This window comes from Paenibacillus sp. JJ1683 (genome assembly GCF_053006485.1).
Genome location: NZ_CM129820.1, coordinates 1,510,457 through 1,523,921 on the forward strand (window position 1 = coordinate 1,510,457; position 13,465 = coordinate 1,523,921).

The 13,465-nt window shown below is 47.8% G+C and carries 12 protein-coding genes and 2 tRNA genes; 11 read left to right on the forward strand and 3 right to left on the reverse strand.

Going from position 1 to position 13,465, the window contains the following annotated elements; all coding sequences use genetic code 11:
• Positions 1–40 precede the first annotated feature (40 nt).
• Both ACUC6J_RS06380 and ACUC6J_RS06385 read left to right on the forward strand, forming a co-directional pair.
• Positions 41–544 carry a DUF6933 domain-containing protein gene (locus tag ACUC6J_RS06380; protein ID WP_016821171.1) on the forward strand — a complete coding sequence of 168 codons (504 nt, stop codon included), beginning with the start codon at positions 41–43 and terminating at the stop codon, positions 542–544.
• 260 nt (positions 545–804) lie between these two features.
• Positions 805–2,436, forward strand: coding sequence for a formate--tetrahydrofolate ligase (locus ACUC6J_RS06385; RefSeq protein ID WP_447249942.1), 1,632 nt, complete (start codon positions 805–807; stop codon positions 2,434–2,436).
• Between the two features lie 27 nt (positions 2,437–2,463).
• Here ACUC6J_RS06385 and ACUC6J_RS06390 read toward each other — a convergent pair whose 3' ends face one another.
• A complete protein-coding gene (locus ACUC6J_RS06390; protein ID WP_447249943.1) occupies positions 2,464–4,185 on the reverse strand; it encodes an ABC transporter substrate-binding protein in 1,722 nt (573 codons plus the stop codon).
• A 109-nt stretch (positions 4,186–4,294) separates the two neighbouring features.
• Complete coding sequence (locus ACUC6J_RS06395) at positions 4,295–5,266, reverse strand: ABC transporter substrate-binding protein (protein WP_016821168.1); 972 nt, start codon at positions 5,264–5,266, stop codon at positions 4,295–4,297.
• 234 nt (positions 5,267–5,500) lie between these two features.
• Here ACUC6J_RS06395 and ACUC6J_RS06400 point away from each other — a divergent pair, with 234 nt between their 5' ends.
• The 6 genes from ACUC6J_RS06400 (at position 5,501) to ACUC6J_RS06425 (ending at position 12,318) form a co-directional block, all read left to right on the forward strand.
• On the forward strand, positions 5,501–6,133 hold the full coding sequence (locus ACUC6J_RS06400) for a LysE family translocator (RefSeq protein WP_016821167.1): 633 nt from the start codon (positions 5,501–5,503) through the stop codon (positions 6,131–6,133).
• Positions 6,134–6,243: 110 nt separating this feature from the next.
• Positions 6,244–7,521, forward strand: a complete 1,278-nt coding sequence (locus ACUC6J_RS06405) for a DUF4367 domain-containing protein (RefSeq protein WP_447249944.1) — start codon at positions 6,244–6,246, stop codon at positions 7,519–7,521.
• Between the two features lie 267 nt (positions 7,522–7,788).
• Positions 7,789–8,985, forward strand: coding sequence for an alanine racemase (gene alr / locus ACUC6J_RS06410; RefSeq protein ID WP_025364305.1), 1,197 nt, complete (start codon positions 7,789–7,791; stop codon positions 8,983–8,985).
• Positions 8,986–9,278: 293 nt separating this feature from the next.
• Positions 9,279–9,560, forward strand: coding sequence for a CopG family ribbon-helix-helix protein (locus ACUC6J_RS06415; RefSeq protein ID WP_007429334.1), 282 nt, complete (start codon positions 9,279–9,281; stop codon positions 9,558–9,560).
• 6 nt (positions 9,561–9,566) lie between these two features.
• Positions 9,567–9,917: a type II toxin-antitoxin system PemK/MazF family toxin gene (locus tag ACUC6J_RS06420; RefSeq protein WP_007429335.1), complete on the forward strand. Its 351-nt coding sequence runs from the start codon at positions 9,567–9,569 to the stop codon at positions 9,915–9,917.
• 178 nt (positions 9,918–10,095) lie between these two features.
• Positions 10,096–12,318, forward strand: a complete 2,223-nt coding sequence (locus tag ACUC6J_RS06425; protein WP_447249945.1) for a Tex family protein — start codon at positions 10,096–10,098, stop codon at positions 12,316–12,318.
• Positions 12,319–12,421: 103 nt separating this feature from the next.
• Here the strand turns inward: ACUC6J_RS06425 and cmpA are convergent, their stop codons facing one another.
• Complete coding sequence (gene cmpA / locus ACUC6J_RS06430; protein WP_016821163.1) at positions 12,422–12,556, reverse strand: cortex morphogenetic protein CmpA; 135 nt, start codon at positions 12,554–12,556, stop codon at positions 12,422–12,424.
• Between the two features lie 142 nt (positions 12,557–12,698).
• Here cmpA and ACUC6J_RS06435 point away from each other — a divergent pair, with 142 nt between their 5' ends.
• From ACUC6J_RS06435 to ACUC6J_RS06445, 3 genes are all read left to right on the forward strand, one after another.
• Positions 12,699–13,211, forward strand: coding sequence for a SprT family protein (locus ACUC6J_RS06435; RefSeq protein WP_447249946.1), 513 nt, complete (start codon positions 12,699–12,701; stop codon positions 13,209–13,211).
• Positions 13,212–13,255: 44 nt separating this feature from the next.
• Positions 13,256–13,331, forward strand: a tRNA-Asn gene (locus ACUC6J_RS06440).
• 1 nt (position 13,332) lies between these two features.
• Positions 13,333–13,421 (forward strand) — tRNA-Ser (locus ACUC6J_RS06445).
• Positions 13,422–13,465 lie beyond the last annotated feature (44 nt).

Below are 13,465 nucleotides of genomic sequence, written 5' to 3' on the forward strand. Positions count from 1 at the left end.
ACGAGCTACGGTACAGAACCGTCAATAAAGGAGAGCAATGATGTTTGTTATACGGGGAACCCAAAAACTGCTGAAGGAATGGGAGACTGAACCACTTCAAGTTGATATTTATCCGCCTTTGAATAGTTGGCATGCCAGCTTGTTTTTATTGAACCGGAGAAAAAATATTGTGTTTATGCATGATATTTCCCGCTTAAGCGTCACGCTGTTTGGGATTAAAAAATCGCAGTACAAAAACCTGCCGTCTCTTTTTGTACAAACCTTGATGGAATTAATGATCAGCGAAGGGTTTGATGAACAGATCGTTAAGGCATACATACAGGAAGGCGAGCAGATGCTTGCGACTACGACGAATAGACATAGTGTGATGGTAACCTTAGATGAGATTATATTTATTATGAAGGAACTGGACATGGAGCATGGGTGCGAGCTGGAAAAGAACCAGTGGAATAACCGGATTGTGTTCAAAACGGATCAATACAAGTACCCGATTGACGTTTTTAAAGAACTGCTGGAAAAGCATTATAAAGTGGAGAGTAGTTGAGAGTATAAGTGCTTACATATGGATAATTTGTTGTTCCAAGCTGTCCTGATTTCTAAAGGATTTCTGCTGATTAGGACATGCCAAAAGAGTATCCTCAAAGTTCCTGCGAGCAGGGGATGCTTTTTTTATAACTCACAGGATAGTCATGCTTGCGATGAAATGAATCATAGCGCAATAAACCGTACACTTTGGTAGAATAAAATGATAAAGGGTTCGACACCATGGGTCAGACTTATAAAACGGGGGGTACATAACGAAAGATGAAGAGGATTATTGATATAGCCAAAGAAGCAGGAATTGAAGAAGAGCATCTGGAGACGTATGGAAAATATAAAGCGAAGCTGAATCCATCTCTGTGGGAACAGTTAAAGGATCGCCCGAATGGAAAGCTGGTGCTGGTTACAGCGATGAATCCCACTCCGGCTGGAGAAGGAAAAACGCTGACAACCATCGGGCTGTCCCAGGCACTCAACGCGATGGGGCATAAAACCGTTGCTGCGCTGCGTGAGCCGTCCCTTGGACCTTGCTTTGGGATGAAAGGTGGAGCCACCGGGGGAGGACAGGCCCAGATTGTTCCGGCGGAAGACATTAATCTGCATTTTACAGGGGATATACATGCGATTTCGGCAGCACATAATTTGCTGGCAGCGATGATTGATAACCATTTGTTCCATGGAAATGCTTTGCGGCTGAAGCCAGACCGAATCGTGTGGAAACGGGCTGTCGATATGAATGACCGGAGCTTGCGAAGTATTGTGACTGGATTGGGAACGGGGAATGGAGCGGTAAGAGAAAGCGGCTTTCTGATTACCTCGGCATCGGAAGTCATGGCGGTGCTATGCTTAAGTGAAAATATGGACGATCTTAAAGTACGGTTGGGTCGGATGGTGATTGGATATAACGAATCCGGTGAAGCGGTAACAGCAGAGGAGCTGCACGCGGTGGAAGGAATGGCTGTGCTGCTTCGGGAAGCATTAAAGCCTAATCTAGTGCAGACGTTGGAAGGCACTCCGGTTATTGTGCATGGTGGACCTTTTGCTAATATTGCCCATGGATGTAGCAGTCTGATCGGTACAAAGCTGGCGTTGAAGCTGGGAGAGGTCGTCGTCACAGAGGCGGGATTTGGGGCTGAGCTGGGAGCGGAAAAGTTCTTTGACATCAAGTGCCGCCAGTCCGGCTTGCAGCCGGATGCGGCTGTGCTGGTTGTAACCGCCAAAGCGCTGAAATATAACGGCGGTGTAGCTAAACAGGAGCTGGATGCGGAAAATCTGGAGCAATTGCAACTCGGATTAGCCAATATGAGCCGGCATGTACGGAATTTGCAAAAGTTTGGTGTGCCTGTCTTGGTGGCGATTAACCATTTTGTAACAGATAGCGAAGCTGAGCTGGATTTGATTTTCTCAGAATGCCGCAAGCTGGGTGTACCCTCAGAGCTTTCACAAGTATGGGCGCAGGGAAGCCAAGGGGGAGAAAAATTGGCCCAAAGCCTGCTGAACTTACTTCAGAAGGACAAAGCCCATTTTGCGCCGCTATATGATCATACGCTTGATTTACAAGCGAAAATTAGTGTCATTGCCAAGGAGATTTACGGTGCGGCAGAGGTGGCTTACACGCCTGCAGCCAAACGGGCGTTGGCTGGTATGGAGCAGCTTGGTTTTGGACAACTGCCTGTATGTATGGCCAAAACGCCGTATTCTTTCTCAGATCAACCTTCCTTGCTAGGTGCGCCGGAGGGGTTCACCATTCACGTGTCCAGCGTATCATTGTCCGCAGGCGCAGGCTTTGTAGTTGTGGAAACAGGTAATACCATGACGATGCCAGGATTGCCCAAATCTCCAGCAGCTGAGCATATGTCGCTGGAGGCAGATGGGACTATTCAAGGACTCATGTAGCTTTTGAAAAATAGCAGCATTTCAGCATCAATGAACGAACAGTTTGGGCAGTGCAGTGAGCAGCTTTTGCCGAGTCATGGCATCGCTCCAGTTCCAGCGGTCTGCTTCTACGAAATATACCTGGCCTTGACGCACAGCAGGGAGGCTGTGCCAGAGAGGGCTGTTGAGCATGCATTCCAGCGTATGCTTGGAGTCTGGTGCCGTAGGGACGAGCATAAATATGCGATCGCCAGCGTAATCAGGCAATTCGTTTGGATTAATTTCTGCGAAGCCCAGTCCCTCATCAAGCATTTTTTGGATTGGCTCGACAGGCTGGAAGCCGTGCGGGTGGTAGAGGGCCGATGAGAATCCGGACATGCCCATGACAAAGAGTCGATCGCCATGGTCGTAGATAAAAACAGAGGCGGTTTCTCCGGCTGTGATATGCGTGCTGAGCTGCTGCCACATCGCCAGATTACGAGCGGTGAAGGTCGCTAACCAGCGTTCGGCCTCTTGTTCCTTATCGAGCCAGGCGCCAAGTGTACGCAGTCGTTCCTCCAGGGCGGCAAAGGAGTTGAAGGTGACGGTGGGCGCGATGCTTGCAATACGCTCATATTCCTGTTCATCCGAGTTGGCGATGATAATCAGATCAGGATCAAGAGCGCTGGTCAAGCGGGTATCCAGCGGAAGTCCCACGTCAGTTACGTTCTCAAGACGATGCTTATAGACGCTGTATTCACTGAGCCGCAGGCTTCCGCCGATGGCTGTGGCTCCTAACGCGAGCAAATCGCCCATCGTTTCTCCGTGATAGATGATGCGGCTCGCTCGACGAGGGATATGAATATGGTGGCCAGTCCAATCCTTAACGCACACAGAACCGGGAGCGGAAAGCGCATATTTACCCGGCGGAACCCCGGTCATTTGCCTAAAACGCCGATTAAAATAATATTCGTCAGAGAAACCCACCTGACGGGCAATTTCACGTAAAGGCCGTTTGCATTCCAGCAGCAGCCGCTTGGCATGGTTCAAGCGCAGCTCAGTGAGGTAATGCAACGGCTTTTTGCCCGTTATTTTGCGAAACAGCTGGGAGTATTGCCATATGGAAACGTTGGCCTGTTCGGCAAGCTGCTTGACGGTAATAGGCTTTTCGTAGTGGTTTTCCATATATGCAAGGGTGCTTTCCACCGATGCAGGCAATGTCGGATTAAAGCCCTCGTTATGCTTAATAGGGACGTGGGCTTCCTGCCACAGTAAGAGCAGCTCTTGAAACATGATTTGCTGACGCAATGCAGTGGTTTGTCTATGAGGCTGTATTGTTTGTTGGGTGCTATAAAATAACTCTTCGGCCAACTGAATAGGCTTGAAGGAAGAGGAAACGATGTATTCACGCGGGTCTGGCAGGACAGATCCGTGATATATGGATGGCATGCCCGTTGCGTTTTCAACCAAGGTCGCGTCCGATTGTGGCTCCAACGGCATGGTAATGACCTTGAACGTGATTTTGTAGTATTCAGGAGCAGTTCCATCCAAGGGAGCGATGCGATAGGATTCGCCAGGAGTTAACCAATACCCATGACCTGAATGGAATACATATTGTTCTTGACCCACATCCATCCTACCAGCCCCGCCGATGAACATAAGCAGACAGTGATCGGAATTTGATTGAGATATTAGTCCAACGGTAGGCTCACTAACCAGCACAATTCCTTTAAAATGAAAAAGCAGTGTGTTGGGTGGAGGTGAATTTACAGACGACGAAGGCTGATTCACGGTGTAAAGCTCCTTTTACTGAGAATGGTTATCATATATGCATAAGTATACCTCCTTTAGGTTCAACAAAAAAGAAGCCTATCAACAAGGACGATAGGCTTCTCCAATCTTATTTTATGAGCTTGGGTAATTCCTCCAGCAACCATTCCCGAGTAGATGCATCACTTTCGGTTTTGCCAATGTCCTGCATGTACACATGTCCCTGCTTGACAGCAGGGAGCTGAAGCCACAGCTTGCTTTTCATTAATTGTTCGGTGGATTGCTGGGCTTCTGAACTTGGAGTGCTTAGTATGAAAATCCGATCTCCAGCGTATTGTCCGATTACTTCCTGTGATAATTGCACGAATCCTTTGTCCTCATCCAGCGCTTTCTGAATAAGAGGAGTAGGCTTGAGACCATTCTCTTCATATAGTATCTGTGACAGGCCTGTCCGTGCCATGACGAACAAACGGTCACCGGGATAGTAGGTAAAGACCGAAGCTGTTTCACCCGACTTAACACCTTGCGCATGAAGTTTGGTCCACATCTCTGCTTCCTTGATTTTATATTGGGCAAGCCAGTCCTCAGCAGCCTTTTTCTTGTTCACAATGTCTCCGAGATGTAGCAAACGATCGTTCAGTGGAGCGAAGGTATCGAACATAATTGTAGGTGCAATTTTCGTTAACGCTGCGTATTGTTTTTCATCCGTATCGGCGGTGATGATTAGGTCTGGTTGTAGAGCCAATGTTTTTTCTAAATCAATGGGAAATCCTAGGTCCGATACATTCTGAACTTTTTTCTCATATATCTTTCCCTCGATCATAGAAGTCGATGTACCAACAGCCTGTACGCCTAAAACCAATAGATCCCCATAGTTTTCTCCGAAGTAAGCAATGCGCCCAGGAGTCGTGGGAATGTTTACTGTATGTCCCTTATAGTCTGTGTAGGCACGAGTTGTGGCAGCTTCCGAGGTTGTAGATGCTGTTGTGTTGCTGCTTGCAGTCTGCTTATCAGATGCGCCGCATCCTAGTAGCAATGCCCCCATAAGAGAGAATAGACAGATCAGAGCAGTGTATTGCCGAGTAGATTTTTTGTTGGTCATAGCAGCCTCCGTATAATATAATAGTTCATAAATTTGCAAATGAGAATTATTATCACAAAAGCAATGATAAGTCCTGGAACCTCAATACTCAATGGACAAACTTGGTCAATGAATCCGATTTTGTACAAAATAAGTTTCATGTGTTTTAAGCTCATACAGGCTTCAACATTTTATTGATTTGTCATTTTTTATAATATAGAATAACGTTTTTATACATTTGAAAGGGGTTTTGAAATGGCATTGTTTATTACATATGTTTTACTAGGTTTCTCCATAGCATTACCTGTAGGTACCATTACGGTTGAAATGACGAAGCAAGGGCTAAAGAATGGATTTATGCATGGATGGATTGTGGGGCTCGGGGGGATGACCATCGATTTGTTATTAATCATTGGTTTATATTTTGGTCTGGCCTCTGTTCTGTCCTTACCTGTTGTACAGGTGATCATGTGGCTCGTTGGAGCCATATTTCTGTGCTACGTGGGGTACGACAGCATTAAAAATGCGGATCATGATATTGCACTAGAAGGAGAGAAAAAGACGAAATCATTATTTTCTTCCTATAAAAATGGGCTGCTTGTAGCTGTTTCACCAGGGAATTTAGTGTTCTGGGTAAGTGTTTTTGGGACTGTGCTGGCAAGTTCATTTGATCGGTCAAATACAAGTCAATTTTTGATTGTTGGCTTAGGTATTTTGTTTGGTATTCTTATTCATGATTTAGGTTTGATGACCCTCGTAGCGACAACACGAAAAGCCATGAACCGAACCGCCATCAAGTGGGTTACAATCTGTGCCGGTGTGGTTTTGATTGGTTTTTCAGTTTATTTCTTGTATGAATTTATGATCAGTCTCCAAAAGATTTTATAGCATGACACAAGGATACGCTCAAGCTTGTCATGCCAGTCTGCATAAATCGAACAAGTCCTTCATAGACATGTACTAATTCATTTAAAACATGTGCTGAAGGGGTTGATGACATGCGCCGGATTTCATGGATGCTTGCCATGGTCATGTGTGTAACGTTGCTGCTGGCCGGGTGCGGCAAGAAGAGCGCAGACGATGTGGTTAAAGATTTGAGTGACGTGGTGAGCGACCTGAACAGCTACCACGGTACAGCTTTGATGACGCTGCATACCGGCGACACGCCGCAGGAATACAAGGTGGATATTTCCTATCGCAAGCCGTCCTATTACCGAATTGCCATGACGAACGAGAAAAAAGATGTTACGCAAATTGTGCTTCGTAATGATGAGGGTGTATTTGTACTGACCCCCAGCCTGAACAAGAGTTTCCGTTTCAAGAGCGACTGGCCAAACAATCAGGGTCAGGTATATTTATATGAGACGCTGGTTCGCAGCATTATCGGTGATTCTTCCCGTCAGTTGGCTACCGACGATAAATCCTATGTGTTTGATGTGGCCGCGAACTACAATAGCCATGCGCTGGTAAGGCAAAAGATTTGGCTATCCAAAAACAACTATGCCCCTACTCAGGTACAGGTATCTGATGCGAATGCCAAGGTGGTTGTCGATCTGAAATTCGATCAATTTGCTTTTGATACGAAGTTTGACAAGGATTCCTTTGATATGGAGCGGAACATGGCTTCCGGAAAAACGAATGCAGGTAGCGAGGGATCGCCATCTTCAGGGGCAGTGGATTCCAGCGGTCCGCTTGATACGACCGGTACGTTAGAAGGGACGACTGGCGTGACGTCCGGTGAAGCCGGACAAGAGCAGGGAACCGTAGGGGACGATGTCCAGCAACCGTCTGGTGAAGCGAAGAGCGACGGAGCTGTCACTGGCGATACGTCCAAGTCGCAAGCAGCAGCTAACGCAGAGGAGCAGCAACAAACACCGGGCACAGCGGATGCTGCAACTGGAACGTCAGCGGGAACGGATGCCGCAGAAGCTGTGTTGGGTGAGTTCGGCTTGATTGAACCGTCCTACACGCCAGCCGGAGTACAAATCAAGGATACGCCGGAGCTGGAGGATAATGGTACACATGCAGTGATGCTGCGGTATAGCGGAACGTATAACTATACCATTGTAGAGGCGCGTCCAAAAGATCGGGCGGTCGCATTGACGGCAGGCGAACTGGTTGATATTGGAGGAAGTTTTGCCGTGCTGACAGGAAGTGAACAGCAGACGATGACCTGGATGAATGATGGAATAGAGTTCAGAATCACTAGTGCTGACCTGCCTGTGAGCGAAATGATACAAATTGCCGCTTCTATACAGGAACAATCGGGTAAATAAAATTTTATAGACGGATGCAGACGGTCTAGAGTGTAAAGTGCTCTGCTACCGCCCGTATCCGTCTTTTGTTCATTCGCAGTCTAAGATGTGCATCGCTTGTATATCTTGTTCTATTGTAAAGATGGTAGAGGAGGCTGGCAGAGCCCCCTGCCATTGACAGCCACGTCTCTGAACATTACCATTAACCTTTGGAAGCAAGGATTTTGCTATATCCAAAATGGTAAAAGGTTACGTTACAGGCTAACAATTGAAGAAGGTGACTGGATTTTGCAAGCACAATACAGATCGACCCGGGCCGAAATCAACCTGGATCACCTTGGCGCCAACTATGAGGCCTTTCGCAAGGCATTGCCTGCGGATAAGCTGATGCTGGTCTGTGTCAAGGCTAATGCCTACGGTCACGGTGCCGTAGAAATTTCAAAGGAAATGGAACGCCTTGGTGCGGATTATTTGAGCGTCGCTTTTCTGGATGAGGCTCTGGAGCTTCGTCATGCGGGGGTTGGACTGCCGATCCTGGTGCTCGGCTACACCTCACCTGAAGCTGTCCAAACAGCTTGGGAGCATGATATCTCATTGACTGTGTTTAGTGAGGAAGTGCTGGAGGGTATCCGCAGATTGGACCGCCAAGGAAGCGAACGCAAGCTGAAGGTGCACATCAAAATAGACAGCGGTATGGGAAGACTCGGTTTGCTGCCTGGAGAAGCAGCTTTGGCTTTTGTCCGGCAGGTTCACGAATTAGAGCAGGTGCTGCTGGAAGGCATGTACACCCATTTTGCCCGTGCGGATGAAGAAGATAAAAGCTATACACTGCTACAATATGATCGGTTTCGGGGCGTGGCGGATGCGCTAAGGGAACAAGGTATTTCTATTCCCATTATACATACGGGCAACAGCGCGGCCACCATTGATACCCCTTCCCTTTCCCCCAATATGGTGCGGATTGGCATCAGTATATACGGTCTGTATCCGTCTGATGAGGTTAACCGGCAAGTCATTGAACTGTTGCCTGTATTGTCATTAAAGACGGCGGTGGTTTATACCAAGACGCTTCCTCCCGGCTGGGGGGTTAGCTACGGCACCCGGTATGTGACCTCTGATGAAGAGCGGATCGGCACACTGCCAATTGGTTATGCGGATGGATACTCCCGCATGCTAAGTGGGAAGGTCGAAGTGTTGATACGCGGTCGTCGCGTCCCTGTACTCGGTACGATCTGCATGGACCAGTGTATGGTATCCTTACAATCTTTCGCAGAGGATGCGGAAGAAATCCAAACCGGCGAAGAGGTTGTTCTCATCGGCCAGCAGTCCGGCGAAATCATTGCGGCGGATGAGCTGGCATCCAAGCTTGGTACAATCCACTACGAGGTGATCTGCATGATCGCAGACAGGGTACCGCGTGTTTACATGCGAGATCATGTTCCTGTCGTTCGGGTGAACTCGCTTCTTCCAACCCGCTGGAATTAATTTCATAACGCAAATTACCGGATAAAAGCAGGAGTTTTCGTAGAACGTCCCGAAATATGTACAAAGGAAAGAAAAGAGCGCTATAACTGTCAAAAGACGCACTAGGCTCCGCTGACACTTGTATTTCGGGGATCAAACGCCTGTACGAAAACGAACTGCGTAGTTTATAATGGAATGCAGCATAGATGATATACGCATATCATATACATTCTCTTATATTCCGTTTGAATAAATTACCGGGAATAACGTTATAATGGTACAATGGCGACAAGGTTTTGGGGGTGGAAGAGAAGTTGGCCAATTTGCAGAACACCAAAAGAATAATGATCAGTTTGCCAGATCATCTCTTGCAGGAAGTGGACGGGATCGTAGCTATGGAGAATTCCAACCGCAGTGAATTTATCAGGCAGGCAATGAAGCTTTATGTAGGTGAACGTAAAAAACGTTACATTCGTGAAGCTATGCAGCGTGGATACATGGAAATGGCTAAAATTAACCTGACCATGGCATCTGAAGCCTTTCACGCGGAGGAAGATGCAAACAGCACCTTGGGCCGTACAGTTAGCGGGGTGTAATCCATATTGATCGTAAAGCGCGGCGACGTTTTTTTTGCAGACCTTTCACCCGTAGTCGGTTCCGAGCAAGGTGGCGTCAGACCTGTGCTGATCATTCAAAATGATATCGGCAACCGGTTTAGCCCTACCGTGATCGTAGCAGCCATCACAGCACAGATTCAGAAGGCAAAGCTGCCTACACACGTGGAAATCGACGCGGCGACGCATGGCTTTGATCGTGATTCTGTTGTTCTTCTGGAGCAAATCCGGACGATCGACAAGCAAAGGCTTACCGACAAAATCACCCATTTGGATGAAGAAACCATGCGCAAAGTGAGCGATTCGCTACAGATCAGTCTCGGTTTGATTGATTTTTAGTATGATGGAACGACGAGTGAAACGGGAAAGGACAGCGCTCTAGCGCTGTCCTTTTGCATGTCCGAAGAAAAATACAGGTAGGGCTTGCTTTTACGTCACCTGCTGGCGCTTTGAATCATTTTTTGTGATAATAAAAGACATGATGTATGACAAGAGCTGTGAGGAAGAAGGGATAGGTTTGTCTAACGAGGAAATGAAGACGGAAATTGGGCAGGAGCCGAACGAAGCAGAACGCCAAGAACGGATTGTCAAACAAGTGGCGAGAGAGCTGTCGCTGGCACTCAAGCAAATCCGGACAACGATCAGTTTATTGGATGAAGGAAATACAATTCCTTTTATCGCGCGTTATCGTAAGGAAATGACAGGAGAGCTGGATGAAAATCAGCTGCGTGAAATTGAAGATCGTGTGCTGTATTTACGTAATCTGGAGGATCGTAAGGTAGAGGTCATCCGCATTATTGATGAACAGGGCAAGTTGACTGAAGAGCTGCAGGCTGCTATCACCTCTGCGGTTAAACTTCAAGAAGTGGAGGATCTGTATCGTCCATATCGGCAAAAGCGCAAGACTCGGGCCAGTGTGGCAAAGGAACGGGGGTTGGAGCCGCTATCCATCTGGATTTGGGGTCAGCCGAAGCAGGGTGATGCTTTGAAAGAAGCTGAATCCTATGTGAATGCTGAGCTGGGAGTCGAAACCCCTGAGACAGCTATCCAAGGAGCTATGGATATTTTGGCCGAAAATATAGCTGATGATGCGGCTATTCGCCAATGGGTGCGCCGTTATACGCTGGATCATGGGATGCTGACCTCTGAAGCGAAGGATACCGAGCAAGAGTCTGTGTATGAGAATTACTACAGCTATCGTGAGCTGGCTAAGAAAATGCCACCTCACCGTATTCTGGCGATTAATCGCGGAGAGCGGGAAGGCATTCTCAAGGTTGGTTTGGAGGTAGCACCGGATTCCATCTACAATTATGTGGCAGGTCAAGTGATTAAAGGATCGTCTGTGGTGGAAGACCTGCTACGCAGTGTCATTGAGGATGCGTATAAAAGACTTATCGCGCCATCTATCGAACGTGAAGTGCGCGCTGAAATGACAGAGAAGGGCGAACAGCAGGCCATCTCTATCTTTGCAGGCAATTTGCGCAGCCTGTTGCTACAGGCTCCGATCAAGGGGCGTCGTGTGCTTGGAGTCGATCCGGCCTATCGGACAGGCTGCAAGCTGGCAGTTGTCGATGACACAGGCAAGCTGCTGGAAGTGGCTGTGACATATCCAACACCGCCGAACAACAAGAAACGTGAGGCTGCCGAAACGTTCAAGCAGCTGATTGCCAAATACGACATCGAGTTGATTGTCATTGGTAACGGAACCGCATCACGCGAGACAGAGCAATTCGTAGCCGAAGTTATCGCGGATATTGGTGACAACAGCCTCGCGTATCTGATCGTCAATGAGGCAGGTGCGAGCGTATACTCTGCCTCCAAGCTGGCACAGGAAGAATTTCCTGATTTGGACGTAGCTGAGCGCAGTGCGGCGTCCATCGCGCGTCGTGTGCAGGACCCGCTGGCTGAGCTGGTCAAGATTGAGCCGAAGGCCATTGGTGTAGGTCAATACCAGCATGATGTGTCGCAGAAACATCTGGATGAGAGCTTGAAGGACGTTGTGGAATCGGCTGTTAACCACGTCGGTGTGGATGTGAACACGGCTTCCTCGGCGCTGTTGTCCTACGTAGCAGGGATCAACGCTACTATTGCTAAAAACATCGTTAAGTATCGTGAGGAAAACGGTAAATTCAGCAACCGTCGTCAGTTGCAGAAGGTGCCGCGACTTGGCGCAAAAACCTACGAGCAATCCGTTGGCTTTATCCGTATACCGGGTGGAGAAAATCCACTGGATCGCACACCGATTCACCCTGAATCGTATGCTGTCGTAGACCGTCTGTTGGCGGAGCTAGGTATCAGTGCCCATGATCTGGGTTCGAAAGTTGCAACAGAAGCGCTGAATGTGTCTAATATTGATCAGCTGGCTGCGAAGCTGGAAGTTGGTGTACCAACATTGCGGGATATTTTGGACAGCCTCCAGCGACCAGGTCGTGACCCGCGCGATGAGTTGCCATTGCCTGTATTCCGCAAGGATGTGTTGAAGATCGAGGATCTGGCACCGGGTATGGAACTTCAGGGAACGGTCCGCAATGTCATTGATTTCGGTGCATTTGTGGATATCGGTATTAAAAGTGACGGGTTGGTTCATATTTCACAGCTGCGCAGTGGTTTTGTTAAGCATCCGATGGATGTTGTATCTGTTGGTGATAACGTAACCGTGTGGGTGTTGAATGTTGATTTGAAAAAAGGCAGGGTAGGTCTGACTATGAAACCTCCCGCAGATGCGCAGTCACAGGCATAGTGCTTTAAATAAAGCTGTATAACCTTTTGTGAGAGTAAAAAAAGCCGGAATCTCCGAATCATATTGGAGACTCCGGTTTTTCATTTCTGGAACTTTTCTGCTTCTACCCGTTGTTGGCGTCAAATTCTATACCAGGTGCTTTATGATAAAAAAACCAACAATCGTTCAACAGTTTAATTTGGCGTCGGTCCTTCTTGTAAAAGGCCCGCATGAGCTGGTTGCTGAGCCATTGAGGCAAGCCGATCTCCTCCTCTGCGTTACATCTGTATGTTTAGCATATGGGGTGGATACCTAAAGTGTGCTTATGAACCAGGGTTAGACTTCGGCCGTCATTTTATAATATGCTTGTCAGTATGAAGCAAAGGAGGGAAACCATAAGGATGGAGTCCAAGTCTCTGAGCAATTCAATGAACCCTTCCATGAGTAATAAAGAACTTCAAGAATGGGTAGAGCGCATCTCGCTGGAGAGCTTTGGCGTGCCGTTTCAACATCAAGCCACCTTTAATGCGCGCCTGTCTTCTACAGGCGGTCGATATTTTATGAAAAGTCATCATATTGAAATTAATCCACATCAACTCGCGGCTTATGGACGTTCTGAGGTGGAAAGAATTATAAAGCATGAGCTGTGCCATTATCATCTACATCTGCGCGGAATGGGCTACCAGCATCGTGATGCTGATTTCAAAGCATGGCTGGCTCGCGTAGGAGGAAGCAGGCATTGTCAGACCCTACCGGGAAGAGTGGGAAGAAAGCCTCAGCCTTATCGTTACAAGCTTGTGTGTGTTTCCTGTCAACAGGAGTATATGCGTAAGCGTAAAATGAATCCACAGCGATATCGCTGTGGGAAATGTGGAGGTAAACTTCGCTTGTTGGCACTTGACGAGGCCCCCTGATTCATGGTAAATTAACCATACTGTATGATAATCTACAGTAATATTCCCTGATAGCTCAGTTGGTAGAGCACTCGACTGTTAATCGAGTTGTCACAGGTTCGAGTCCTGTTCGGGGAGCCATGGAGAGATACCCAAGTGGCTATAAGGGGACCCTCTGCTAAGGGGTTAGACTGCGTAAGCGGTGCGAGGGTTCGAATCCCTCTCTCTCCGTTGGTATTTCAAACAGAAAAAGACGCTCGTATGCATGGTAACCA

Coding starts and splice junctions, on each gene's coding strand:
- ACUC6J_RS06380 (WP_016821171.1), top strand. CDS start 41: ATGTTTGTTATACGGGGAACCCAAAAACTGCTGAAGGAATGGGAGACT.
- ACUC6J_RS06385 (WP_447249942.1), top strand. CDS start 805: ATGAAGAGGATTATTGATATAGCCAAAGAAGCAGGAATTGAAGAAGAG.
- ACUC6J_RS06395 (WP_016821168.1), bottom strand. CDS start 5,266: ATGACCAACAAAAAATCTACTCGGCAATACACTGCTCTGATCTGTCTA.
- ACUC6J_RS06400 (WP_016821167.1), top strand. CDS start 5,501: ATGGCATTGTTTATTACATATGTTTTACTAGGTTTCTCCATAGCATTA.
- ACUC6J_RS06405 (WP_447249944.1), top strand. CDS start 6,244: ATGCGCCGGATTTCATGGATGCTTGCCATGGTCATGTGTGTAACGTTG.
- ACUC6J_RS06435 (WP_447249946.1), top strand. CDS start 12,699: ATGGAGTCCAAGTCTCTGAGCAATTCAATGAACCCTTCCATGAGTAAT.